Source organism: Aquitalea aquatica, from assembly GCF_013911085.1.
Taxonomy (GTDB): Bacteria; Pseudomonadota; Gammaproteobacteria; order Burkholderiales; family Chromobacteriaceae; genus Aquitalea; species Aquitalea aquatica.
In genome coordinates this window covers 105,928-129,682 of record NZ_JACERN010000033.1, presented here as the reverse complement: position 1 = coordinate 129,682, position 23,755 = coordinate 105,928, and the positions used below count along the sequence as shown (strand labels likewise).

General features: G+C 54.2%; 21 protein-coding genes and 1 tRNA gene. 10 read left to right on the top strand and 12 right to left on the bottom strand.

What is annotated here, in order from left to right; genetic code table 11:
• Window positions 1–178 precede the first annotated feature (178 nt).
• The 4 genes from H2Z84_RS12975 (at window position 179) to H2Z84_RS12960 (ending at window position 5,077) form a co-directional block, all read left to right on the top strand.
• A complete protein-coding gene (locus tag H2Z84_RS12975) occupies window positions 179–1,663 on the top strand; it encodes a hypothetical protein (protein ID WP_181836350.1) in 1,485 nt (494 codons plus the stop codon).
• 694 nt (window positions 1,664–2,357) lie between these two features.
• Window positions 2,358–2,624, top strand: a complete 267-nt coding sequence (locus H2Z84_RS12970; RefSeq protein ID WP_181836349.1) for a helix-turn-helix domain-containing protein — start codon at window positions 2,358–2,360, stop codon at window positions 2,622–2,624.
• 37 nt (window positions 2,625–2,661) lie between these two features.
• On the top strand, window positions 2,662–4,140 hold the full coding sequence (locus H2Z84_RS12965) for a hypothetical protein (protein WP_181836348.1): 1,479 nt from the start codon (window positions 2,662–2,664) through the stop codon (window positions 4,138–4,140).
• Entirely contained in the window at window positions 4,133–5,077 is a 945-nt protein-coding gene (locus H2Z84_RS12960) for a DNA adenine methylase (protein ID WP_181836347.1), read from the top strand. The genes H2Z84_RS12965 and H2Z84_RS12960 overlap by 8 nt, the downstream gene beginning before the upstream one ends.
• 91 nt (window positions 5,078–5,168) lie before the next feature.
• Here the strand turns inward: H2Z84_RS12960 and H2Z84_RS21540 are convergent, their stop codons facing one another.
• From H2Z84_RS21540 to H2Z84_RS12930, 6 genes are all read right to left on the bottom strand, one after another.
• Window positions 5,169–6,203 (bottom strand): TniQ family protein, encoded by a 1,035-nt coding sequence (locus tag H2Z84_RS21540; RefSeq protein ID WP_369597788.1) that lies wholly within the window; start codon window positions 6,201–6,203, stop codon window positions 5,169–5,171.
• A 1-nt stretch (window position 6,204) separates the two neighbouring features.
• Window positions 6,205–7,092 carry a TniB family NTP-binding protein gene (locus H2Z84_RS12950; protein ID WP_181836345.1) on the bottom strand — a complete coding sequence of 296 codons (888 nt, stop codon included), beginning with the start codon at window positions 7,090–7,092 and terminating at the stop codon, window positions 6,205–6,207.
• The gene (locus H2Z84_RS12945) at window positions 7,089–8,966 is read right to left on the bottom strand and encodes a TnsB C-terminal domain-containing protein (protein WP_181836344.1); all 1,878 of its coding nucleotides are present in this window, start codon (window positions 8,964–8,966) and stop codon (window positions 7,089–7,091) included. Before H2Z84_RS12945 ends, H2Z84_RS12950 begins: the two co-directional genes overlap by 4 nt.
• Complete coding sequence (locus H2Z84_RS12940) at window positions 8,963–9,619, bottom strand: TnsA endonuclease N-terminal domain-containing protein (RefSeq protein WP_181836343.1); 657 nt, start codon at window positions 9,617–9,619, stop codon at window positions 8,963–8,965. Before H2Z84_RS12940 ends, H2Z84_RS12945 begins: the two co-directional genes overlap by 4 nt.
• Before the next feature lie 217 nt (window positions 9,620–9,836).
• Window positions 9,837–12,704, bottom strand: a complete 2,868-nt coding sequence (locus tag H2Z84_RS12935) for a hypothetical protein (protein WP_181836342.1) — start codon at window positions 12,702–12,704, stop codon at window positions 9,837–9,839.
• A gap of 469 nt (window positions 12,705–13,173) precedes the next feature.
• Complete coding sequence (locus H2Z84_RS12930; protein WP_181836341.1) at window positions 13,174–13,674, bottom strand: prolyl-tRNA synthetase associated domain-containing protein; 501 nt, start codon at window positions 13,672–13,674, stop codon at window positions 13,174–13,176.
• Between the two features lie 158 nt (window positions 13,675–13,832).
• Here H2Z84_RS12930 and H2Z84_RS12925 point away from each other — a divergent pair, with 158 nt between their 5' ends.
• Window positions 13,833–14,531: a substrate-binding periplasmic protein gene (locus tag H2Z84_RS12925; RefSeq protein ID WP_258869413.1), complete on the top strand. Its 699-nt coding sequence runs from the start codon at window positions 13,833–13,835 to the stop codon at window positions 14,529–14,531.
• Window positions 14,532–14,554: 23 nt separating this feature from the next.
• Here H2Z84_RS12925 and H2Z84_RS12920 read toward each other — a convergent pair whose 3' ends face one another.
• The 4 genes from H2Z84_RS12920 to H2Z84_RS12905 form a co-directional block, all read right to left on the bottom strand.
• Complete coding sequence (locus H2Z84_RS12920) at window positions 14,555–14,950, bottom strand: hypothetical protein (protein WP_181836339.1); 396 nt, start codon at window positions 14,948–14,950, stop codon at window positions 14,555–14,557.
• Between the two features lie 86 nt (window positions 14,951–15,036).
• Window positions 15,037–15,122: transfer RNA gene (locus H2Z84_RS12915), tRNA-Tyr, on the bottom strand.
• Window positions 15,123–15,184: 62 nt separating this feature from the next.
• Window positions 15,185–15,853 carry a glutathione S-transferase family protein gene (locus H2Z84_RS12910; RefSeq protein ID WP_181836338.1) on the bottom strand — a complete coding sequence of 223 codons (669 nt, stop codon included), beginning with the start codon at window positions 15,851–15,853 and terminating at the stop codon, window positions 15,185–15,187.
• 78 nt (window positions 15,854–15,931) lie between these two features.
• Entirely contained in the window at window positions 15,932–16,693 is a 762-nt protein-coding gene (locus H2Z84_RS12905; RefSeq protein ID WP_181836337.1) for a sulfite exporter TauE/SafE family protein, read from the bottom strand.
• An 83-nt stretch (window positions 16,694–16,776) separates the two neighbouring features.
• On the opposite strand from H2Z84_RS12905, the gene H2Z84_RS12900 reads away from it, so the two are divergent.
• The 4 genes from H2Z84_RS12900 (at window position 16,777) to H2Z84_RS12885 (ending at window position 21,123) form a co-directional block, all read left to right on the top strand.
• Window positions 16,777–17,685, top strand: coding sequence for a LysR family transcriptional regulator (locus H2Z84_RS12900; protein ID WP_181836336.1), 909 nt, complete (start codon window positions 16,777–16,779; stop codon window positions 17,683–17,685).
• Window positions 17,686–18,007: 322 nt separating this feature from the next.
• Window positions 18,008–18,211 (top strand): cold-shock protein, encoded by a 204-nt coding sequence (locus tag H2Z84_RS12895; protein ID WP_059287215.1) that lies wholly within the window; start codon window positions 18,008–18,010, stop codon window positions 18,209–18,211.
• 175 nt (window positions 18,212–18,386) lie between these two features.
• A complete protein-coding gene (locus tag H2Z84_RS12890) occupies window positions 18,387–18,977 on the top strand; it encodes a cysteine hydrolase family protein (RefSeq protein WP_181836335.1) in 591 nt (196 codons plus the stop codon).
• 517 nt (window positions 18,978–19,494) lie between these two features.
• Complete coding sequence (locus H2Z84_RS12885) at window positions 19,495–21,123, top strand: methyl-accepting chemotaxis protein (RefSeq protein WP_181836334.1); 1,629 nt, start codon at window positions 19,495–19,497, stop codon at window positions 21,121–21,123.
• A gap of 87 nt (window positions 21,124–21,210) precedes the next feature.
• Here the strand turns inward: H2Z84_RS12885 and H2Z84_RS12880 are convergent, their stop codons facing one another.
• The gene (locus H2Z84_RS12880; protein ID WP_220272830.1) at window positions 21,211–21,819 is read right to left on the bottom strand and encodes a phospholipase D family nuclease; all 609 of its coding nucleotides are present in this window, start codon (window positions 21,817–21,819) and stop codon (window positions 21,211–21,213) included.
• 7 nt (window positions 21,820–21,826) lie between these two features.
• Window positions 21,827–22,051: a hypothetical protein gene (locus H2Z84_RS12875; RefSeq protein ID WP_181836333.1), complete on the bottom strand. Its 225-nt coding sequence runs from the start codon at window positions 22,049–22,051 to the stop codon at window positions 21,827–21,829.
• Between the two features lie 212 nt (window positions 22,052–22,263).
• Here H2Z84_RS12875 and H2Z84_RS12870 point away from each other — a divergent pair, with 212 nt between their 5' ends.
• Window positions 22,264–23,727, top strand: coding sequence for a DUF945 family protein (locus H2Z84_RS12870; RefSeq protein WP_181836332.1), 1,464 nt, complete (start codon window positions 22,264–22,266; stop codon window positions 23,725–23,727).
• The last annotated feature ends 28 nt before the right edge of the window (window positions 23,728–23,755 follow it).

The window sequence follows — 23,755 nt, the reverse complement described above, 5'->3', positions numbered from 1 at the left end:
TAGATAATTTTAGTTGCTCGCAGCTCGGTTGGGTGCGGGTGTCTAGGTAATAATCTGTTTTCTATTGGTTTTCCATCGTGAGCCTAAAGGTGGCTGGGGTGTATTGTAATATGGCCATTGTTCGCTTTGGAATAATGTTTATTCCGTGAAGTCATTCTTCTATTTGAAAAGTTAGCCAATGCCGAACACTATAGCGACACCGGTACGAGATCTTGTTATTGATCTAAAAAATTTTAGAACAGTAGAACAACCAGATGAAATGCAGGCTATACAAGCCATGATTTCAATTGGTGCGGATGAACTATGGGCATTGATCGAAAGCTTGGCCGATGATGGCTATCTGCCTACTGAAAATATTATTGTTTTAAAGTCTGGTTCGGCATCTGGACAGCTATTGGTAAAAGAGGGAAATCGTCGCGTGGCGGCGTTAAAACTACTGCATGGGTATCTGCCGATTTCTGAGTTTTCAATTCCAAGTGTTGTTCTGAAAAAAATAAGTGAAATTTCATTGGAATGGAAAAGTGCAAACGAATTAGTTCCATGTGCGGTGTATTCGGCAGATGAAGCTGCCATTGTAGATAAAATTGTGACATTGACTCATGGTAAGGCAGAAAAGGCTGGGCGACATAATTGGAACGCAGTTGCTAGAGCTAGGCATAATCGTGATGAAGGCAAGGTGCCTGAAAATGGGCTTGATTTACTTGAAAAGTATTTGGTGCATGGTGAGAATTTAAGCAAGCTTCAAGCTAAACTTTGGGCGGGGAAATACCCGCTTTCAGTGCTTGATGATGCACTTGGAAGGCTTGCGGTAAAATTCGGGGTAAAAAATGGGCGTGAGCTTTCAAGAAATTATCCTATCATCAGTAATAAGGCGGTGCTTGATGAAATATTAAGAGATATTGGGGTCGAGCATATTACCCATCCGATGCTGAGGGCTAAAAAGGATTTCTTTGATAAATATGGTATTTTTGAGGTTGGTTCGACCAGTGCTGTCTCTGTGACTACGCAAGATAGTAGCTTTAGTTCCTCTTCTATTGATTTAGGCTCAATGTCTGAGGCCTCTAATTTGCAAGTGGGCAGTGGAAATGGTGGTGTAGGTCAAGTAGAGGTGGATAGTGCAACAGTAATTGAGGGTAATGTTTCTTCTATTACGAAAGCTACATCATCAAATACAAAAAATGTTGCGGCTGTCGCGATAAGTGACCCGCGATCAGTCAAGAGATCTCTTAAAAAATTTGTGCCACTTGGACGTAATCGTCAAAAAGTAGTTACATTGCGCATTGAGGCTGGAAAATTAGATCTCAATGATAATCCAATTGCTTTTTGTTTCTTGTTGCGTAGTATGTTTGAGATTTCAGCGAAAGCATATTGTGATGACAATGGAGGTAACGGAGGTCCATCATTTACTAAGCAGAATGGAGCATTTAATACGCTCGAAGATGTTTTGCGGGAAATAACAAATCATTTGACTCGTAACAATAAAGATGCAGCTATGGTGAAGAGGTTGCATGGGGCAATGACCGAGCTTGGTAAGAAAGATAGTGTTCTTTCTGTGACTTCGCTAAACCAGCTAGTACACAATCCGAATTTTTCTGTTGTTCCAAGTGATATTCCCACGTTATTTGGGAATGTTTTCCCTTTGTTGGAGGCGATGAATAGTTGATTTATATGGGCGTGTTGATCTTTTTAATGGTTGCCACGCCTTGCTTGTTTGATTGTATTTCCGCTTTTTGCATGCGTGCTTAATAATTAGTGCGGTAATTTTTTGACGGCTTTATTGGGTGTGGTGTTGTGATGATGATTGAGCTAATCGGCCTGTCATTGTAAATGGAAGTGAAGGTAGGTGGTGGCGTGTGAGTTCGCGGTATTAATCGTGGCTTTAGTGTATGTAGAGCAAGTCTTCGGTATCAAAAATTCCTTATCAGCTTTTTGCTGTGTCTTCTGTTCTCCTTGATGAGTATGTCCCTTCGTGTCCACTCATCCCATCCGCTTGTCTGACAAAGTTTGCCGTGTTGTTTCATGTCGGTGTGTTGTGGTGAGTCTGATTAATATGCCTTGGCTTGGTTGCTGTAAGTAGTGGCTACGAGTGCATGGGGGTTTTTAACTTCTGGGCAGTCTGATTGAATGTGGCGTGGGCGTCGCCATTGAGGCTGGGGAGGACAAAAGCTTATGTCGTACCACTTCATTAAATATCTACGAATGTGCATTAAAACTACATAATTATGTATGCATCAATCTTGCGATATACAAATTTATGTATATTTTTGTTGTTTTTGTGCATAAAATATGCATTTATATTTGCTTTTTGTGCTATTTGTGTTTTAATGGGATATACAAAATGGTTGCCAGGATTTTCAGTGGAACTAAAAGAGCTGATACGTGGAGCGCATTCCCTGGTCGAAGCAAGGGAGAAAAGGCGTATCACACAGGAAGAAATGGCAAAGCGAATAGGTGTTGGCTATCGTACGTATATGGAATATCAGAGGGGTACTAATGCACCATTGGCGATGAAAGCCCTGCTGAACCTTCTTTCCATGCTGGACGATCAGGAAGTAGTACGCGTTGTGAGTGAATGGCGAAATTCCTCAGGCCACGTCAAAAAAACAGCAGTTGAGAAGCAATAAATAGTAGAAGCAACGGATATATAAAAGGGGGATATCTATGGCGCAGAATGCATGGGCAGAAACTGCTCTTAATCCACTCAAAATTGTACTTGATGCCCAGAATCCGCGTATTGAAGTTGCAGGCGATGCGGACCAAGATGAAATTCGTCTAAAGTTATTGGCTCATGAAGACGTCGTAAAGCTTGCCATTGGTATTGTTGAGTTTGGCGGCTTGATGCCAGGTGAGCGCATCATTGTTTGCAAAGAAAATCGTAAATATGTCGTAGTTGAGGGGAATCGACGGGTATGTGCCTGTCAGTTACTGCTCAAGCCTGAGCTTGTTCCAGAGAAATTCAAGAAGAGATTCCCGATTGCAAGCCAAGAATTAAAGGATGCGATCAAAGAGATAAAGGCCGATATTGCTCCAGATCGCGATGCTGCCGAGCCGACTATCACGAAACGTCATACGGAGCCCGGGATTGAGCGGTGGAGGACAACGGCAAAGATGCGGCGTGCATCAAAATTGCTTGAGGCTGGTTATGATCTGGCGCAAATTGCAGAAAAGCTCGGCGCTCGGCATTCGGTTTTGCGTGCCTCAATAAGAGAGTATCGATTGCTTCGTTATGTATTGGATTTGGGACACCGAGTTTGGAGCCAAAATGAATTGGAACGGCTTACTGATCAGACTTTGCAAACAAACCCATACACCCGTTTCTTTACCCTGGCTGGGGTTAAAGAAAAGTTAGGGTTGTCGTTTGATGAACATGATCATGTCACAACTTCCCTATCGACTGATGTATTTGATCAGTATATGCACCATATTGCCAGATGCTTTTTTATCCCGATTCCGCCTAACAAAAAGCCATGGGCGAATACCCGCACTACTTCAGAAGAAGTGTTTGCAAGTTTTGCTTTGAAGAAAGATGGACTGCACTTCAGTGGTAATGATTTTGTCACAGGGGGCGGTGGCGTTGTTACTCCGCCAAGTGGCGGTGGGGGGGTGGTGTCCCCGTCAGGAAAACCAGCATCTGGCAGTGGGAGAACTAATAAACCAAAGCCCGGTGCGCCAAAGTCAGCTAAGGCATCAACATTTTTTGAAAAGCTGATTTGTACGGTTGATGATGATCGACTTATTGCATTGACTGATGAAATAACTCGCATTCAGCCGGCTGATTTTCCAATAGCGTCTGCAATGCTTCTTCGTGCGTTATTTGAGTCTGCTCTTACGTACCAGGTTAGAAAAGCGGGCAAGTCCAAAGAGCTAAATAAGAAGAGCAATGGTCGGGACGTCGGATTGCAGACCCTAATCTCTTTTTGTGCTAATTCTCAAAATCAGATATTTTTTCATAAGCGTGCCAGTGATGCATTGGATGCCTTTGAAAAGGCTGGGTTGAAAGAACACCTCGATTTTATCGTTCATGGTCGCTGGATCGAGGCAGAGGCGGCTGTTGTTGAAACTGCTGCTCGACTGCTTCGCCCACTGATTGCGCACATTGTTGAAGGCCAAGACCACGATATGGAGGAAGAAAGTGCCTAATCCTGTTCCTGTAAGTCCTCTGCGGTATCCTGGAGGAAAAGCACTCCTCGCAGACTATATTGCGGATATACTTGAGGCCCATTTGCTGACCGGTTGCACTTTTTATGAACCCTATCTAGGAGGAGCATCTGTTTCGTTGGCATTGCTTGGGAAAGGTAGTATTTCAAGTGCCGTCTGGGTGGAGCGAGACCCTTTAGTCTATGCGTTTTGGCATTCCGTTTTGTTTGATCCGGATGGGTTATGCTCCGCAATTGATGATCTTGAGATTTCTATAGAAACATGGCAAAGATTCCAGCTTTACCGGGATGTGACGGATCCAAGCAATGAAAATTGCTCTTTGTTAGAGTTGGGAATTGCAGGTCTTTTTTTCAATCGGACTAATTTCTCGGGAATTATTGGGGCAGGACCAATCGGAGGAAAAAACCAGTCTTCGAAATATGGCATTGATTGTCGATTTAATAAGGCGCGAATTATTGAACAAATCCGGAGTGTGTCAGCATATAGCGACCTAATTGAGTTGCATTATGGTGACGCAATTGACTTCATGCGTAAAAGCACCGGAGTCATATCTGCGGGTTTTAATTTTGTTTATATTGACCCTCCTTATTATAGTCAAGGAAAAAAGCTCTACCGTTATTTCTATGAAGACCAGCATCATGTAAATTTAGCGAATTTTATCACTGGGCAGGGATACCCATGGCTGATTAGTTACGACGATCACACTCGTATCAAGGAACTGTACGCACAAAATAAAATTCAACCGATTTACTTGGATTATAATGTCAAGGCATCAAGGCGGGCGACAGAGCTTTTGATATCCAATATTGAGATTCCCCCTCCGGTATATCAGGAGTCTCAAGAAGTCCAAGAATCCCAGGAGTCTGTTGTCAATCATGTCGTTGCTGAGATGGCGGAGGTTGTGTTAGCACACCATTAATGCGACAACTGACACCGTTCCGGCGATAACTGAACCCTTGTGGAAGTTATTGCCGGTATTCGTTGGTATTCCACAGCTTTTGTTGTTTATTTTAATTTGGCAGCATCGTGTGGCGTTTTTTGGATGAGAGTTTTGTCCATGTCATGGCTCCTATCTCATCTGAAACGGTTAAGTACCATGTCGGTGGATCGCCAAAATCCTTGAGCAAGGTGTTGTACCGGATTGCTTTTGATAACCAGGCGGCCATCAGTCGATTAGGCCATTGTCCAAGAAGCCACCAAGCCAACCCGCTCACGTAATGCCTTTCTTCTTGTGTACGTAGTTCGAAAGCGGTTCTGTTTTTGACTAGAAGTTGAAAAGGTTGCCCTGTTTGATCGCATAAGTAGGCATGAAGCTTAGGGGCAAGCCGCATCGAAACTAGTAATGTACAGAAGTGGTGCAGGACGGTTAGCGTGGAGTAATCGAAGTGTGTTGTGAATGTGGAGTTGTTTTCGATGCATTGCAAGGCCTCATTCCAATGCTGAAATGTGCACTCATCCCATTCGGATATGGGCGGGGCGGGTGCGGTGCGTAGGTCAAAATCACAGTACCAGCAGCTTGCTAACGAGGGCGCTTTGACTACGCTGGGCCGTCCAAGCTCCAATCGGTGGAATGCCACGCCATAGCCGCACCGAGGGCACCGGTCGAGCAGCATTACGTTGTGTTTGGGGCAAAAAGTATACAGGCCGACGCGCCAAGCCTTGCGATAGTAGGGCTCGGTGTCTTCATCGAGGCATTGAGGGCAGAATTGGAGGCCATGACCTCGGCGTTTGCGGTGGTAGATTTGAAGCGGAAGTATCCAGCGCAATTGTCCAGACGGATGGTACTTGTTGTACAGCTTTCCCTCGTAGGTAAGTAGAGTCGTAGCCATGGCACACTTCAGTGGGGTTCCTGTCTTCTCACTCATGGTCTCTACCAACCAAGTAGGTGCCAGGCGATCTATGTCCCGATTCCAGAGCTGCCGTTCACTACCGAATTCATGGTCGCAGAAGGTTTGCACTTTAAGCCCGTTGGCGTGTGCAACCCGTACAAGCCATGAGGACAGTAATTCATCCCTGAAGGGATGCGGATGAGCGGGCCAAAGCATTTTAGCTGTTTTGGTCGATCTGCCGCTTACGGTCTGACGGCGGCACCCAGCCAATTCCATTTAAAACACGTTCGTCGATCCGCTCTCGCCCTGTCTCTACTGCGTGTACGGCAGCATTGGTCAGCAGGCGTGAGAGCTCCCCGATGTAGCCTTCGCTCATCGAGAACAACTTGGTAGCCAGGGTAGTGTCGTGCAGCACCGAGGGCTCACGGAGAGGCAACATACGTTCGAAGCTGGCCAGCAGGCGAAGAAAGTCGGTATCAAATTCCCAGCGCGGCAGTAGTGCCGGTTCGAATCGGTTGGCCAACTGTGGGTCAGTCTGCAGCGCTCGGAAGGCATCGCGGGTTCCAACTGCCACGATCGGAACCTGCAGTTCGTTGCCGAGGTATTTGAGCACATTCAGAAAGGCGCGCTGCCGGTTCAGGTTTCCGGCTAGCACATGATGGATCTCGTCGATCACCAGCATGCGCAGGCCAACATATTTCAGCAGCTTGATGACCTGGAACTGCTTTTTGTCCACCCGATCGTTCGGCTTGTACGGGGCAAACAGCAGCTCGAGGATCGCATTGTAGAAGCGGCCCTCATCAGGGACTGGTGGGGCTTGTACGAACAGTACGGGTACGCGGATGCCGTCGCCAGAGGGGTTATCGTCTGCTGGGTGTTGGGAGCAAAACCGCTGCACCAGCATGGTCTTGCCGTTATTGGTGTCCCCGACTACCAGCAGGTTGGGCATGCGGTGTGATTTGGGGTAGGTCAGCAAGTCTTCTAGCTTGGTCAATATGGTTTTTGCTTGCGGGTAGCCGATCCATCGCGGTGCGCGGATGCGCTCGACACGCTCTGCGTCGCTTAGCTCGAGCAGTTTGAGGGTCGATTCGTTCAGATGGCTCATGCCAAGTCATCCATTTCATCAAAGGGGAGGATGGCCGGGGATGTTTGTGGTTGTGGCGGGACGGGTTCGGCGACAGGTGCTACCGGCAGGGGGAGGGGGCGGATGACCTCTTGATGATGTTTCCGGCGTTGGGCTGCTCGGCGTACCGACGTGGTTTTGGCTTGGGCGTTTTGCTCGATCTCGCGCATGCGGTCGTAGGCGGCAAATAGCGCTCGTTCGTCCACGTGCCGCCGTCCGTCCGCCTCGGCGCGGCGCTTCGCCTCGCGCATTTCCCAAATGCTGATCGGCGGGTGGGATGTATCCCTGTAGGGGATTGGATAGTAGAGGTCGACCTCCGGGTCGTAGAACCAGATCGTGCTGATGTCTCGTGGATCGCGACGGAACATGAACTTGCGCTTGTATTTGGGGGCTACCAAGTCAGGAGCATTGATCCAGCGGCGCAGCACGTCGTGGTAGTAGTGGATCTCGTCGATTACCACTCCGTAGTCTTGAACGGTGCGTTCTTCGTACGGCATGAGGTCGAGCCGCAGCCGGTTTTCATCGGTAATCCGTGCCGGCAGGCCGCGACCGGGCGAGTCCTTGGTGCCGAAGATACCTCGCCGGTATTTTTCCATCGGTGGCATATTGAGGCTGGAATGCACGCGCTGGTGGTAAACGTTGACGATGAAGGTCACCAGCCATTCCTCAAGCTCGGTCAGCGTCAGTGCTGCCTTGCCCTCTGAATCGTAGTCGCCGCGTTCTCGGACATTCGAGAATGTAGTGCCAGGCAGTGTATGGATTTCCTTGGCGAATGTGCCCAGCAAGCGTTCGATGTGTCCGCCGAAATGTGGTCGGGCAACCGGCCGCCATTCGATATCGATGCCGTATTGGTCGCATGCGCGCTTCAGCATGTTGCCGCGAAATTCCCGGGCATTGTCCATGTGCAGCTTCGCCGGCATGCCCCAGCATGGCCACTCCCCTTTGATGTCGTGTTTGGCCAGCCAGCTCTCTTTGGGCAGGATTGCACTGGCCAAGCATTGACCGGCCGACAGCGCACCGGGAGGATCGAACGAGACGTAGAACCCGACTACCATTCGGCTGAACACGTCGATTGCCAAGGTGATCCACGGCTTGTTTACCGGCCTGCGGTCGATGTCGTCCACTAGGATGATATCCAGCGGGGTGTGATCGATCTGGACAACCGCGAGCGGCCAGTCTGCACCGGGAAAGCAGCCTTCGATGGGGGAATAGGCCTGGTCGGCTGCTTTGCGGCCTCTACGCTTGGCCATTACGTGCTCGCCGGTCAGTAGCTTCAGACGGTTTCGTACGGTGTTGTCGTGCGGTGGTTCGAGGCCGGCGTACAGGCAGCGTTTACGCACCTCGTCGCAGACCTTTTGCTGTGATTTGCGCTGCTTGGTCAGATATTCGCTTTCCACGACCGCCTGGATGATGGTTTCGACTTCCGGGGTAAGCTTGGTGGAGCCCTTGTCGTTGCGAATGCGCGGTAGCAGTGAGGTCAGCAAATGGCTGTCTTCGTAGCGCCGTATCCATTCATACAGCGTGTTGGTATGAAGCCCGCACGTTTTCCCTCGCTCGGTAACGTCCTGCCGGCTACGGTCTGCCTTATCGAGCAAGGGGCGGATGATCTCATAGCGTCGCTTGGCTTCTTCCCAATCCTTGTCGAGCACCTGTACCAGGTCGGGACGTGCCACTGACTGTGTGCCACCAACCACCGTCTCCAGGGCTCCCACTTTTGCATGGCTGACCTGATTCGTTTCGTCATCGACCAGCAGCACTTCATCCAGATCGAGCACGTGGGTGATGCGATGGAGCCGATTTTGATAAACCACAGCCGTGCCTGGTTGGAGCTGTAAAAGCGCGCTGGGCATGTTCATTTGTGGAAGCTCCAGATCGGGCTGATCATTGTCAGTTTCTTGGATAGGTCGGTCCCAATTTGCTGGGTGCCGACCAAATACCAGAGAGAGGGGAGCAGGCGAGCCTGATTCCATTCATCCTGAAACACTGTCGCCAGCAATTCAGCCGGTGTGGAGTGGTGTAACAGCCGTAGCTGTTCGTCCAGCAGGTCCATGTGTGCTTCTTCGGCCGGGCCTTGTCGAATGAAAGGCAGCAGGAACTTGGCGTTATCGAGGTACGGCGTACGTATCTCGACTTCGGTGAGAATTTTGAAACGCCAGCCTTGAGTTCGGGCGAAATGCACAGCAGCCCGGAGTTTCGGGCGAAGGTCTTGCCAGTCCCTGCGCAGCTCGTCGCGGTATTTGACTTCATAGAGCGTCTTGCTTCGGTGTTCATGCGGCAGGTTGAATGTGGCGAGCACGTCGGGCGTGTAGCGGCGAATTTTACCGCTCGAGTCGGTCCAGTCGAGCGTCAGAGGCTGAACCTCAAAGGTTTCGACGGTTGGGTCGAATTCCAGCAGCGTAATGAAGTCACGCTCCAGCGTGGATTCGAACATCGCCGGGCCGTCGGCCTTACGGTGAGCGGCGACACCGGTTACGTTGCGGTAGTTTTTGGGGATCTTGCGTATGGGCATGATGTACCTCGCTGCGGGCACCGGCTCAAGGTTGAGCAGCCCACTGTCCTACGCTGACTAAGCCGCTGTAATTGGCAGTCGCTTTGCAATAGAGCTGGATCCCAACGTTTGAGCTCGACGGCGCGGTTACTCCAGACGCTGGGCGCTCCTAAGATTCGTCCGGCATAGGGGGCCTTTGCCAAGTAATGCGAACCAGAGCGGAATGATTCGTCTGCGCTCAAGTGCTCTCCTGGTAGCCGGTCTGGAGCAATGTCTCTACCCCTTTCCAGTATGTCCGCATCAGTCGGCCGGCTCGTGTGTGTCTCTGGGCATCACGAGAGGTAGGCTGCCATGCAGGGGCCTGCCCTAGAGTTTCAAGTGCCGGCTGCAACCAATCTTCGTTGTGCTCCGCCCCCGCCAGCTTGGCGACATACACATGTGAGGCCAAATGAAACGCTGCTGGTGGATGAGGCGCTCGGCCGGCGATCGATTTCTCAATTCGCTCCTGAGCGATTTCCAGGATTATGCTCTTCAGAGGCAAGAACTGCTCTTTGCGATCAAACACTGGTCCTGCGCCGATCAGCAGTGCCCCGAGTTCTGACGGTCTCTGAGTGCGCAGGCAAGCCTTCAGAGTGTCCGCCTTCGTCATCGCGATGCGTTTGCAAACGGCCTTCTCGCGCTTGGCATCTGCCATAGACAGCATTAAACGAATTCGTGCCGCCGTCGCGGCGGGGTCCGGCGTTTCACAAATACGCTCACTCGCCCACGTTGCAATCAGAACCTGTATTTGATCGTCGTAGATCGTGCGCAAGCTCTCAAGCTCGCCGAGTAGCAGCTCCAGCACGATCACACCGCGGTTATACAACCATTCCGTTGGTAAGATCAGGGCCGGGTCGCCGGTTAACAAGTGCAGCAATCTACTTCGACGGAGCCATTTCCGAATGTTCGGCGGACTCACTGCATTCGCTAGACTGGACTTAAGCTTCTGCAAGCGATCCCCTACAGGCAACTCCGCCAGCAGTAAATGATGAAGGGTCGGTGCTAACTTTTCTAAGTCTTTCAATACCTGTTCTGCTAAATCCGGCTTCAACATGCCAAACTTGTTTGCAACCGCTATCGCTACAGCCTTTGAGCTGAACGCTGCTGTCAGCGTTCGGAACGTTTGCTCGTCACGTTTAGCCGTCCGCATTAGCATTTCGCGGACGGTCGATACTGGCGCCAGGCAGGCTGCAATCTCAAGGCGCCCATCTTGAGCGGCCTTCGTGAGGTCAGCCCAGACTTGAGTAATCTCAGCATCGAAGCCTTCCTCCTGCGCAAAATCTAGGAAAGACGGAAGACCGATCAGGAAACTCTCTTGATCGATAACATAGCGCGAGATCCCTCGACTTAGCACCTCTTTGATGATGGTAACCTCCAGCCCCACTTGCCTATAGAGGCTGGCGATCACCCCAGAATACCCCGGAGAAAAGCGCTCCGAAAACTGCCAGGCGTTCTCGCCAACTAGTTCCAGTACTTCTTTCGCCTTTGAAGCGGCGCCTACCGGCGTCTCTATTGATTCGCTGTCTGCATCCAATAGCTGCTTGGCAATGAAGCAGGCTTGGAAGTGATCTCTCTGGATGAGCTCCTCCCACGCCTGTTTTTCATCCACGTTTAAGCATTTCAGCAGCAATTCACCGATCTTGGCGTGGGCGAGCGCATATCGCGGCATCTGATTCTTGGCCGTCTGCTGAAACACCAAACCACGATCCAGCGATTGCTGCGGCACTCCGCCGTTCAGACTGGATTGTGACGCCGGTACGTCGAGTCGCGCACACAGCGCGATCACTGCGAGCATCTCGCGCTCATTGGCAGATAAGTTGCTAATGTAGCGTGCCTGGAGATGGTTGATCGCATCGTTCTCGGCCAACTTAGGCACCAGGCCCGCGCGTAGTCTGGTCGTCGCACCATTCATGGCAAGAGTGAAGGTCACTAGATCAGCGTGCAATGAATGCCAGCGCTGCATATCAGCATCGGTTGGGGGCGTGAAAAACGCTGATTGGGAGTAACGCCGCGCCAGCAGCCGGTAGATCGCGAGAAGATCCTCTTGGCGCAGCCGGATATGCATCCGCTTGAGTTCATGGGCTTTGCACAGCGCCTGCACTGCAGACTCGGTGAGCTTTCTGGACATCGCCAGGACTGTCGGTCGATCATCGGGAGCCACATGCGCACCGAGGATCTGCGAAAGTAGATCCGGGGCTAACCGATGGCAGTTATCCAGGACAAAGAGATGGGCCCGGCAACCATACTGCTTGATTCGCTGCACCAGTATATGCACGATGGCTGCTGGATCATCGAACGCCACCAGGTCTACGTAAAAGGCCCCCTGTTCTCGTTTCAACCAATCAAAAGCGAAGGCGGTGGCGAGAGTGGTCTTGCCGAGCCCACTGCCACCCTCTGCCAGTAGCTTTGAACCCGGGCTAAGTGCACGTCTCATTGATTTGATAAGGTCGTCGGCTACCACGTCACCTGCCTCAAACTCGCTTCGCGTGGGGCCGGTATCGGGATGGAATAGCCTCTTTTCGATGCTGAAAAACGGCGAGATGTCGATGTCCAATCCTAGCTCGGATAGCACGCGGGCATAGACTGGTTGGCGCAGCTCTTTGATGAGCTGATCCATGAAGAAGAAGCGGATTCCCGCCAGCGGCACACCCAGTGCCGCCAAATCGGCCTTATACTCGTCCACCGACTTCTTCTTGACTTTGCGGTCTTTGCGTTTCTGCTGAATCAAGAGCTCTGAATCCGACATGCAGAACAAGGCGAACTCCGCCACGTTGGCACCGCCAATCTTGGTTATGCCAGGAATATCCTCTTTCTCAAGATGTTTCCTCCAGTCGCCAATTGTCGCTTCGATCAGGTATTGCTTCTGGAACTCATCTGTCGCATACGCATCCGGATAGCCGATCGTGGTTTGCAGTGCGGCATTGCGTCCCTGTGGGATGATGTTCTGGTACTTCCCTCCGAACTTGATTCGCATAATGTTCTCGGCCAGTACTTGGAACTTCGCAGGCTGCGATTTGAGCGCTTCGATGGCCTTCTTGATTTCGCTTTCCGACGGCATTGCAGTCATCAGTAGATTCCCTCTCCTCGGAAGGTTATGGCAGGGCGGCCACACTTAGCGATTGCACCGTATCGGTCGCTGCCACATGAAAGATTTCTCAAGCCCATCTGCAAAGGCATGGTTCGTAAGTTACAAAACCACCTTTAACAGGTTGCAGCTGTTTGCTTCCCGTCGAAGACAGCCTGCTGCTGCCGGGGCGGTTCGTGTCAGCGTGGAAGCGCTAAGTGGTTAGCGGCTACAGGCACAGATGGCTAGCCCAACGGATATGTACCTTATTCAGTACACAATAGCACTGTAAAACTTGGATGGGTACAAAGGAATGATGTTAGTCAGTATCGAATAGCGATGTATAACTGGAGGTAAAATTGACTTACAGTACAGACGAGCGTTGGAAGTCACAGCGCGGCCTGTGCCGCAAAAAGGCTGTAATGGGAGGCGTGCTTGTACGCCTCTGGTTGCAGCCTTTTTTGCGTGCGAGTCAGTTGGATGGCTGTAGTGGCAAGGTCAGTAGGCGTGGTGGATGGCCGGTTAACTCCAGGAAGCGCAGCAGGTCGCCAGTGGCAACGGCCAGCGTACTGGTGTTGTGCAAGGGGTGGCACAGGATGGCGGGCTGTTGCAGCAGGGCAGGGTCGATGATCACATCCACTACGCCGGCGTGATCATTGATGACCGCCAGCAGGCTGACTGCGCCGGGTGTCAGGCCCAGTGCCTGTTGCAGTCGTTCGGGTGAAGCAAAGCCCAGCCCCTTGAGTTGCAGCAGTTCGGCGCAGGCTTTGAGGTCAAGCCGCTGCGTGGCGGGCAGGCAGATCAGCAAATAGCGCCCGCTCTTGCCTGCTTTGAGAAACAGGTTCTTGGTTTCCGCGCCCGGCAGGTCGGGGATGATGGCGCTGGCTTCGGCGCAGTTAAACACTGGCGCATGGTCGAAGCGCTGGTAGTGGATGTGCTGTGCCGCCAGGAAGGCATACAGTGCTTGAGACATGCCTCAGCCTAACACGGTGGATACCGCTCGAAAAGTCAGTAGCCATGATGGTATTGTTGGTGTTTCGGGTGGATGTTTGATGATGGTGCCGATGGTGGCTGGCCAGTGGGAGGCGGATGGGGCGAGTAAGCAAGTGTCGAGTAGGGCTGCTAGTGATTATGGCGCTGCTGCCCTTGCCCTTGTGGGCGGCAGTGGTGGCGTGTGGCGGAGATAATCAGTGGCCGCCCTCGTCGTATCACCAGCCGGGCAGTGGTGAGGTGCAGGGCTATTCGCCGGATGTGCTGCGGGCAGCGCTGGCGGATCGGGTCGGGGTGGAGGTCAGGCTGATGCCCTTTGCGCGTTGCCTGGCCGCTGCAGAGCAGGGGCGGCAGGTGCAGTTGGTGATGGCTGCCAGCTATTCGGCAGAGCGGGCGCAGCGATTTTTGTTCACCCGCACTTATTTGCAATTGCAACCGGTGCAGCTGACCTTGCGCACACCACTGGCGGCTGCAGCCAAGTTGCCCTGGTGTGGCCTGAATGGTTTCAACTATCGTGCTTTCGGTTTGAGTCCGGCGCAGGTGGATGCCGGATCGGCCAATTATCCCGACCTATTGCGCAAGCTGCAGGCCGGGCATTGTCGCGGCTTTGTCGAATACCGCGAAGTGTGGCAGGGCTTGCAAAAGCTAGGGGTGGCGACGACGGGTAGTGTGCCACTGCAAATGCGGCCACTGCCGGCTAGTCGACCGGTGCAGGTGTATTTCATGATTTCCCGGCAAATGGCCGGTGCGGAAAGGCTGCGCGGGGAACTGGATCAGGCGCTGCTCAGGCTGGAAGCCAGTGGGCAGCTGGCGACCATGCTGGCGCGCCATCTGCGCTGATAGTGTGCTGGCAGGTGTCGGCTCTAGCCGCCTTTCAGTTGACGGTAGTCTTCCAGTACACCGTCGATCTGCTGTAACACGTCCAGCAGGGCGGGGCCATTTTGCAGGGTGGCGAAGCTCAGGGTGGCGTCCAGTTGCTGCAGGCAGCGACGGGTGGCGGTGCTGACTTCCACCGCGGCATTGAAGTCGGCGGCGCCCAGTACCTTGCCATTGCGTATCTTGCGATAGTGAATCCCTGCCATCACGGCGTACTTGCCGGCCAGCTCGTTGTCGGCAAAGCGCTCCCCGCGTTGCATGGCAAACAGCTGGTCCATGGCCTGGCGGCAAGCTTCCTCGGCACGCAGCCATCTTTTCTGTTCGGGCGTGCGTGGCGCTGCCTTGGCGCGGGGTTTATCGTTCTTGCTGTTTTTGCTGGCCATGGGCTGATTCCCGGTGTTGTGAGCGCGGTCTGTGCGGACCCATGACAAAAGGCCCGAACACGGTGTCGGGCCTTTTGCATGAAAGCTGGTGGAGGGAGAAGGATTCGAACCTTCGAAGGCTGAGCCGCCGGATTTACAGTCCGGACCCGTTGACCGCTGGGGTAACCCCTCCAAAAGAGAGCGGCATCATAGCGAGGCCGCATTTTTTCGTCAAGCCCCCGCGTTGCAGCTTGCTCAGGCGTAGTCGTATTGGCCGCCTTGGCGCAGCGCTGCCTGGTAAGCCGGGCGGGCATGGATGGCAGACAGGAAGGCCTTGATGTGCGGGTGGCGGTCGCTCACGATGCCAGTACGGCTGGCTGCCTCCAGCGGAAAGCTCATCTGGATGTCGGCCGCAGTGAAGTCCTTGCCAGCAAACCAGCCGCTTGGTGCCAGCTGTTGTTCAATATAGTCGAAGTGCAGTTGCAGCTGCGGACCCAGGTAGTTATTGCGCACGCCCTTGGCAATCAGCCGCGCCAGTGGCCGCAGCAGGGCAGGCATGGGTGGCTGGGCCAGGCGGGAGAACACCAGGCTCATCAGCAGTGGTGGCATGGCCGAGCCTTCGGCGTAGTGCAGCCAGTAACGATAGTCCAGCAGCGCCTTGCTGTCGGCTGCTGGTTTCAGTCGGCCTGCGCCATACTTTTCCACCAGGTATTCGATGATGGCACCAGATTCGGCCACCGCAATGTCGTCGTCAGTGATGACCGGCGACTTGCCCAACGGGTGCACGGCTTTCAGTTCGGCCGGGGCCAGCATGCTGCGGGCGTCTCGCTGGTAGTGCTTGATCTGGTAGGGCAGCTGCAATTCTTCCAGCAGCCAGATAATGCGTTGAGAGCGGGAATTATTCAGGTGGTGCAGGGTAATCATGATGGCGGCCATGCAGAAAAGATGAAGGGATGATAGAGATCGGTCCGGCAAAACAAAAGCGGTTTTACGGCAAGTAACTCAGGCGTGTCGTGACATCAGCAGTGCGGTGACCATCAGCATCAGTGCAAACAGTTGTTTCAGCCGGCTTTCCGGTAGACGGTGTGCCCATGCCACGCCCTGGGATACCGTGCAGACGCCGCCCAGAGCCATCGGCAGGCCCAGTTGCCAGTCGATATGGCCGGCGCGGCCGTAAGTCCACAGCGCCACCACAGCCCCAGGTACCACCAGCGCCAGCGCCAGCCCTTGGGCTACCGCCTGTTTTTTGCCAAAACCCTTGACCAGGATCGGCGCGGCAACGATACCGGCCCCCACGCTGAACAGGCCGGCAAACAGGCCGCCCACTACGCCGACCAGCGGTAGCAAGGTTTCTGGCCAGGCTGGCCGCCCGGCAGCCTGGCGCAGCCGGCTGTCCAGCAGGAAGTAAGCCGCCAGCAATAGCAGAAATGCCGCAAAGCACTGCTTGAGCAGGCCGGCGTCCATGTTGACGGCAAGCCGGGCGGCCGGGTACGTGCTGATTACCGAATAGAGGCCGATCAGCACCGCTGTTCGCAAGGGAAAGGGGTTGCGCTGGCGGTAGCGCCAGAAGCCGATCAGCACATTGGGCGTCATCATCACCAGTGCCGTGCCCTGTGCCAGCGCCTGGTTCATGCCGTACAGCATGACCAGAACCGGTATGGCGAGAATGCCGCCACCGATGCCCAGCAGGCCGCCAATGCCACCCAGCAGGCCGCCAAGGGCGAGTGCTTCCAGTATCTGCCCCAGCATTTCAAGCTCCATCATTGATTGTCGGTGTCACAGTTTACTAGGTGAATTCACAGCTATAATTCAGTTTCAACTAAACCATTATTAAGATGAGCGTAATAATGAATGCGGTGTCTGATCTGGAGTTTTTCCTGCAGCTGAACCAGTGCGGCAGCATGGTGGCTACCGCCAGGCAGCTGGGTGTCACGCCGCCGGTGATCAGCCGTCGCCTGCAGGAGCTGGAGGCGCGGCTTGGTATCGTGCTGCTGCGGCGGACTACCCGGTCATTGCAATTGACCGAGGCTGGGCAGCTGTATCTGGATGAGGCGCGCCGCCTGCTGGGTGAAATTGCCGAACTGGAGGGGAGGGTGCGCGGTGACCCGAATCAGCCGCACGGCCTGCTGCGTGTGAATGCCAGTTTCGGTTTTGGTCGCCGCCATATCGTGCCCCTGCTGGCGGGCTTTGCCCGCCAATACCCGCGGCTGGAGGTCGAGCTTCAGTTGAGCGACCGTCCGCCGCGCCGGCAAGAAGGCTTTGATGTGGCCATTCGTTTCGGTCAGCCGCCGGATTCGCGGCTGCATGCCAGCCTGTTGCTGCGTAATCGACGGGTATTGTGTGCGGCATCGGCATATCTGGCCGGGCGCCCGCCGATCACGCAGCCGCGTGACTTGTTGCGGCATGATTGCATCGTGATTCGCGAAAATCACGACACGCATGGCAGCTGGGTGCTGCAGCAAGGTGATCGCCAGGAAACGGTGAAGGTGCGCGGCCCGCTATCCAGTAATGATGGTGAAACTGCGGTGCAATGGGCCATGCAGGGCTTGGGGTTGGTGCTGCGTTCGTGGTGGGATGTGGGTGACCTGTTGCGGAGCGGGCAGTTGCTGCGCGTATTGCCAGACTGGCAGTCGGAACCGGCTGACATCTATGCGCTCTACCCGCCGGCACAGCCGCAGCAGGCCAAGCTGCGCGTCTGGCTGGAGTTCCTGCGGGCGGCATTGCGGTCGGAGCAGGCGCTGGCTGGCCTGCAATGATCTTGCCCTGCAGCGCCGCCATCAAAGTGGTTGCGAAGGCTATTTCGCCGATGGCTATTTTTATCCGGGTCTCAATATTTTCGTCATATATATGAATACGCCATGGTTTGAACGGAAATTATTTTGCCAATTTGGCAGATAATGTTTGACCGCATGGAACAAGGTGCGTATAACGGTCCTGCAAGATTTCAAGTTTTGTGCCTATTTCGTTACAGTGTGCGTCCCTCCAAAAGAGTTGCCTAATTGTTCAAATGTCGATTGCTTGAATTTCTTGTTTCCGGGCTTTTGCCCAGTTTAAATTTTATTTTGTTAGGGATGTATTATGGAAACCGGCACCGTTAAATTCTTCAATGACGCTAAAGGCTTTGGTTTCATCACTCCGGACGCCGGCGGTGATGACCTGTTCGCTCATTTCTCCGAAATCAAGGTAGACGGCTTCAAGTCGCTGCATGATGGCCAGAAAGTTAGCTACACCAAGGCCATGGGTCAAAAAGGCCCGGCTGCTACCAACATTCAGCCGCTGTAATTGCTGAACGTTGTGCCTGATTTGAAGCAGCTATAACAGCTGCTGATTACCAGGCAGGCAGACAACAACCCACCCGACTCAGGTCCGGTGGGTTGTTCGCATTTTGTCGCCATGAGAATACTGGCGGGAGCGGCTCTGCTATGCTGACGCAATATCTAATTCCCCCCATCATCCCATGCCCGTCACCACCTTGCCGACACTCCCGGCCAACGCCGTATTGCTGCTGATAGATTTGCAGCAGGCAGTAGACAACCCCAGTTGGGGCGAGCGCAATAATCCGCAGGCCGAAGCCGTGGCTGCACAATTGCTGGCGCTGTGGCGCAGCCAGCAGCGCCCGCTATGCCATGTCCGGCACGATTCGCTGGAGCCAGCATCGACTTACCGACCCGGCCAGCCTGGCCACGCCTTCAAGCCGGAAGCCACTCCCTTGCCCGGCGAATGGGTGCTGGCCAAGCAGACCAATTCGGCCTTTATCGGTACCAATCTGCAAGCGCAACTTGCCACCATGGACTGCTCAACCCTGGTGGTACTGGGTGTGGCTACCAGTAATTCGGTTGAAGCGACCGTGCGCATGGCTGGCAATCTGGGTTACACCGTTTATCTGGTGGAGGATGCATGTTTTACTTTTGGCCGCGCCGATTGGTCGGGTCGGTGGCGTACCGCGAGTGAATTGCATGATATGTCTTTGGCCAATCTGCATGGCGAGTACTGCCAGGTGGTCAAGGCGGCGACGATGCTGGCTGCCGCAGCCAGTACCGGCCGCTGACTGTGGCGGACCTGCACCGCAGCATACATGGCGTTCTGGTCCTGATCCTTTCGCGTGATAGCCGGCAGCGTTGCTGGCTTTTTGCCATCGCTTTGTCTACGGCCACTTGTCGCACGCCGCCGTACGACCTATTCCACACGCTCAATACCTTCTCCGTATGCTTGGCTGCAGCAGTGGGGTTAGCGCATCACGATGTAAGCGAAATCTAAGCTATTTCACCGTCCAGACCGGATTCCCGCCAGCTCGCGCTGGACTGCAGCACTTCCTGCGTGGGTTGACGTGCTCTGACATCATCAACAAGACATAGTGATGGCACCGAGCAGTCAATGATCTGTCGTGAGAAGCGGCGAGCTGATGATGCCTTGTTGTCGGGCTTGGTGTGAGGCTGACGAGTTATCCGGGGAGTAGGGATGATGCCGCTGATGACAATTCACTTTTTCATAGACCTTATAGCAAAATTGTTATTTACTGAACTTAGCAGTACAGCTGTGCACAATCATTTCAGGTGGAGAACAATATGCAGTTCCTCGATAACATCAGCCTGACTCGCAAATTCATAGTCAACTTTCTCCTCAGTGGGGGCGTATTGATTGCCGCCATTCTGTTTTGCATCTGGCAAATCAAGGCTGTGGGTGGGGAAACTCGCGACATCGCCCATAATTGGCTGCCATCGGTACAGGCCGTAGGTGAAGTCAGTCAATTGCGCTTGCGCTACCGGGTGCGCAGCTTGGAATACATGCTGCCCAGTACTCCGGAAGAGCGCAGCAAGATAGAGAAATCGATGTCCGAGCTTGATCAGCAGCTGCAGGATACGTTCAAGCGTTATGAATCCCAGCTCAGTTCACCAGAGGAGCGTGTGGGCTATCAGCAAGCAGTTGCTGGCGCAGCCGCTTACCGGGATGTGGTTAACAAGGCAATTGTCCTGATGAAAGATGGCCACGAAGACCAGGCCCAGGCCCTACGCAAGAGCGAATGGGTGGCAAAAGCGAATGCCTTGCGCGACCAGACGGATGCGCTGATCAAGATGAATGCTGCAGGTGCCCGCCAGGCAGCCGGTCGCGCTGACGACAATGTCAATTCCGGCATTGTCGGTGGCACAATCGCCCTGTTGGTGGGTGGCATATTGTCGCTGGTGCTGTCCTTGCTGGTGGCACGGCGCATTGCCGGGCGACTGGACAATACCGTGGCCGCCGCACGACGTATCGCCAATGGCGATTTGCGTGGCTGCTTGCCGCCGGCCAGCAGTGATGAAGTGGGGAAGCTGATTGTTGCTATGGGTAATATGCAGTCAGCCCTGCGCGAGGCCATGCAAGACTCACGTCGCAATGCGGAAGTGTTGCTGGAATCCTCACGCCAGCTCAACTGCTCGGTCCAGCAGATGGAACAGTCTGCCAGCTTGCAAAGTGAGGTGGCATCCGCCATTGCGGCCAATACCGAACAACTGACAGTGTCTATCAACCACGTTGCCACCGGCACGGCCGAAGCAGCAAAGCTCAGCAGTGATTCGGACTTACAGGCAGCCAATGGGCTGGATGCGCTGCTCGTATTGGGCGGTCAAATCAACGACATCTCCGTGGTGGTTGGCAACGCCGCCGAGCGTATCGCACTACTACAAACTGAGTCAGCCAAGATTTCTTCCATTGTCGCGGTAATCAAGGACATTGCCGACCAGACCAATCTGCTCGCACTCAATGCTGCTATTGAAGCGGCTCGGGCTGGGGAGCAAGGTCGTGGCTTTGCCGTAGTGGCGGATGAGGTGCGCAAACTATCGGAACGCACGGCGCAGTCCACCAATGAAATCGTCAAAATGGTGGCGTCCATCCAGCAGTCAACCAGCGATGCCGTGAACGGAGTCGATCAGGGAGTCAAACTGGTGGCGACCAGCGTCAGCAACACCCATGCTGCCGGCGACACGGTAGCGACCTTGCGCGACAGCGCACGCCATGTGGCGAGCATTGTCAATGAACTGAATACAGCGCTGCACGAGCAGGCCGCTGCAGCGACAGAAGTGGCTCAGAAAATCGAAACAATTGTCCAGCATGCCGAAGAAGCCAGCGTAACTGCACACAATACGGCGCAGTCAGCCGATGCCGTGGAGCAAATTGCCGCGAATATGGAAAAACTGGTCGCGCGCTTCCAGGTGTGACCAATTGCAAAAGCAATGCATGCCCTCGAGCCCGGCAGGCTGCCGGGCTGCATTTCCTGAAATGGGTAATGCGCGACCGGGATTTACTCAGTAGCTGACCGATGCCTTCCAGCGTCTATTCCAGTTTTCGGTATATGCCCGCACCAGGCCCGAATCTCCCTTGATGATGATGAGATTTTCAGCATTCCTTTCCTGGGCAGACTTGGTGAAATTAAAGCTGCCAGTCAGGACGGATTGCTGGTCGAAAACCAAGACCTTCGAATGGGCAATTGCTGGGTGCTCATCAATCATCAGCGGGATGCCGGCATGCCGCAGAAAAGTGGCCCCAGTGTATTTGCCCGTGCGCTGACTCTTGTCCAGAATGGCCCGAACATCAACGCCGCGCTGCTTGGCTTGCGTCAATGCCTTGGCAATGGTGGTCGAGGTGAATACATAGGCCTGGAGCAAAATGCTCTTTTGGGCATGGTTGATTTCCTGGACGATCAGCCCTTCGCAATCTTGACCTGGCGTGAAGCAGACTACATAGGACGTGTTGGCGGCAAATGGTGTGGTTTTCACCGCGCTCGATTGTATGGTGTCTTGGGCTGTGTCTGCCGGTGGCTCCTCAACGGCGGAACGGGCGTAGCTGGATAGTGGCGTAATCGTAAGGGTAATGGCCACTGAGGCTATGGCAAGGGGGTAGGTCATTTTCTTCATGTGCTTCTCACGTGTTGTGGCGCAGACCGCCGTTGTTGCCTGCTCCAATATGTGCGCTATTGGTGGAGTGGCGACGTGAACCGGGTGGTGGGTGCTCCGTTTCGTCTTCAAACCAGTTCCAGTACAAAGACAGCTTCAGCCTGGCTGGCAGGGGCGCGGCTTGTGTTGCTTGGATGCCGGGGAATACCGGGCAGCCCACCCGCGTGTCAGCCGGTCGTTTGACCTTATTCATCTTGCCTACACTCCCGACTATCGAGGTGTTGCCTGGCCCGGTATGGTAGGGGTGCCGACCTAGTGTTGAAGCTGTGCTATCGGCTGGTATGGCTGAGTCGAGCTGAAATTTTTGATGAAATACGGGTTGTTATAACTGAATGCTATTTTTGAGCTGCCCGGTTACGCAGGCTAAAACTGTCTATAAATGGGCGGTACACGGTGGAGATAAGAATGCAAACAAGGAAAGTGGCCGTACTCGTAGCCTCGACTGTCGTGTTGGGCTGGGTTCTGGTTGTCCCCGGTCTGGTCGGGGTGCGTAGCGAAGAAAAGATCCGCCAGGATATCGACAAGCTGCAGCAAAGCACGCTGCTGCCACTGACGGCGAAGGTGGATTCCTATGAACGCGGTTGGTTCAGTTCCAGCGCACGGGTCAGCTACAGCCTGTCGTTGGCTGGGCAGCTGCTGCGTTTTGCCGTGGACTACCAGGTTAACCAGTTTGCCATTCCCTTCCTGCGTTGGGCCCGTACTGATTACACCATCACTCCGCTCAATGCTAATGGTGTGGCCAGTGGTGCAGCGCTGGCGTTGGAGGCATACAGCATCAAGACTTTCCTGGGCCGGATTGACACCACCCTGAAAGCGGCCGATCTGCAATGGAGTCGTGCCGAGGGCGAAGTGGTGGGTATACGTAATCTGCTGGGCAATATCAGCACGGAAGAAGGCAAGCCGCTGCAATACAAGCTGTCCTTGGCCGCCATCAACCTACGCAGCCCGCTGCCCTCTGCTCCCGGCAGTGAATTACAGCTGCTTGCCAACAATCTGCAGATGGAAGGGCATGGTGCCGATGCCGCCACTGCCAAGGACAGCTGGCAGATGGATAGTCAGCAAAAGCTGGAATCGCTGGAGGTGTTGCTGAACAAGACCTCGCTGGCCCGGCTGGATGGGCTTGCTCTTGATGCTGCGATTCAGGATAAGGGCAGTACGGTCGACATGACGTATCACAGCCGGGTGGAAAAGGGGCAGTTTGGGCCGATCAATCATGCGCTGGCGTTGAAGGAAGTGCGCATGGACTTTTCCTACCTCAATATCAACAAGCAAGGCTATACCGACTGGCAGCGCAAGGTTAACCAGTTCTATGCCAGTGCTGGCAGTGTCAGCAATCCGGCGCTGGAGCAGGCTGCGGCAGAAACCATGCTGAAGAGTGCCAGCAGCTTGCTGGCCAGTTCGCCGACCATACGCATCGACCAGCTGGGCTTCCAGACCGACAAGGGCGGGCTGCGCAGCAGCATGGAGCTGCGTTTCGACGGCAATGGCATGCCTGCCGGTGAACTGGCAGTGCAAAACATTCAGCCCTTGCTGCACGAGCGGCTAAGCGGCAAGGCCAACCTGCAGCTGGATCGCGGCTTGCTGAGCGATTTGGTGGCGCAAATGTCTGGTACCGCGGCGAATGCGCAATCGGCCCAAATGCTGGAAGCCGGCATTCACAGCGCCGTGCAGCAAGGCTGGCTGAGTGACAACGGCCAGCGGCTGAATGCCGACTTCAGCTTCAATCGGGATGGTGCCAGCCTGAATGGCCACCCGCTGCCTGCCATGGCGGGCTTGCTGGGTGGCGAGCAGCCAGCAGAGGCTCCGGCCGTACCCGCGGCGACCGAGCCAGCGCCCGCCGAAGCGCCCGTGCCGATGCCCGCCGAGTAGCCTGCCTCACCAGACCGAGCAGGCAGGC

Excerpts from the sequence above, each read along its gene's own strand:
- H2Z84_RS12975 (WP_181836350.1), top strand. The coding sequence starts at position 179 with ATGCCGAACACTATAGCGACACCGGTACGAGATCTTGTTATTGATCTA.
- H2Z84_RS12965 (WP_181836348.1), top strand. The coding sequence starts at position 2,662 with ATGGCGCAGAATGCATGGGCAGAAACTGCTCTTAATCCACTCAAAATT.
- H2Z84_RS21540 (WP_369597788.1), bottom strand. The coding sequence starts at position 6,203 with ATGCTTTGGCCCGCTCATCCGCATCCCTTCAGGGATGAATTACTGTCC.
- H2Z84_RS12950 (WP_181836345.1), bottom strand. The coding sequence starts at position 7,092 with ATGAGCCATCTGAACGAATCGACCCTCAAACTGCTCGAGCTAAGCGAC.
- H2Z84_RS12945 (WP_181836344.1), bottom strand. The coding sequence starts at position 8,966 with ATGAACATGCCCAGCGCGCTTTTACAGCTCCAACCAGGCACGGCTGTG.
- H2Z84_RS12940 (WP_181836343.1), bottom strand. The coding sequence starts at position 9,619 with ATGCCCATACGCAAGATCCCCAAAAACTACCGCAACGTAACCGGTGTC.
- H2Z84_RS12935 (WP_181836342.1), bottom strand. The coding sequence starts at position 12,704 with ATGACTGCAATGCCGTCGGAAAGCGAAATCAAGAAGGCCATCGAAGCG.
- H2Z84_RS12930 (WP_181836341.1), bottom strand. The coding sequence starts at position 13,674 with ATGTCTCAAGCACTGTATGCCTTCCTGGCGGCACAGCACATCCACTAC.
- H2Z84_RS12925 (WP_258869413.1), top strand. The coding sequence starts at position 13,833 with ATGGCGCTGCTGCCCTTGCCCTTGTGGGCGGCAGTGGTGGCGTGTGGC.
- H2Z84_RS12920 (WP_181836339.1), bottom strand. The coding sequence starts at position 14,950 with ATGGCCAGCAAAAACAGCAAGAACGATAAACCCCGCGCCAAGGCAGCG.
- H2Z84_RS12910 (WP_181836338.1), bottom strand. The coding sequence starts at position 15,853 with ATGATTACCCTGCACCACCTGAATAATTCCCGCTCTCAACGCATTATC.
- H2Z84_RS12905 (WP_181836337.1), bottom strand. The coding sequence starts at position 16,693 with ATGATGGAGCTTGAAATGCTGGGGCAGATACTGGAAGCACTCGCCCTT.
- H2Z84_RS12900 (WP_181836336.1), top strand. The coding sequence starts at position 16,777 with ATGAATGCGGTGTCTGATCTGGAGTTTTTCCTGCAGCTGAACCAGTGC.
- H2Z84_RS12895 (WP_059287215.1), top strand. The coding sequence starts at position 18,008 with ATGGAAACCGGCACCGTTAAATTCTTCAATGACGCTAAAGGCTTTGGT.
- H2Z84_RS12890 (WP_181836335.1), top strand. The coding sequence starts at position 18,387 with ATGCCCGTCACCACCTTGCCGACACTCCCGGCCAACGCCGTATTGCTG.
- H2Z84_RS12885 (WP_181836334.1), top strand. The coding sequence starts at position 19,495 with ATGCAGTTCCTCGATAACATCAGCCTGACTCGCAAATTCATAGTCAAC.
- H2Z84_RS12880 (WP_220272830.1), bottom strand. The coding sequence starts at position 21,819 with ATGAAGAAAATGACCTACCCCCTTGCCATAGCCTCAGTGGCCATTACC.
- H2Z84_RS12875 (WP_181836333.1), bottom strand. The coding sequence starts at position 22,051 with ATGAATAAGGTCAAACGACCGGCTGACACGCGGGTGGGCTGCCCGGTA.
- H2Z84_RS12870 (WP_181836332.1), top strand. The coding sequence starts at position 22,264 with ATGCAAACAAGGAAAGTGGCCGTACTCGTAGCCTCGACTGTCGTGTTG.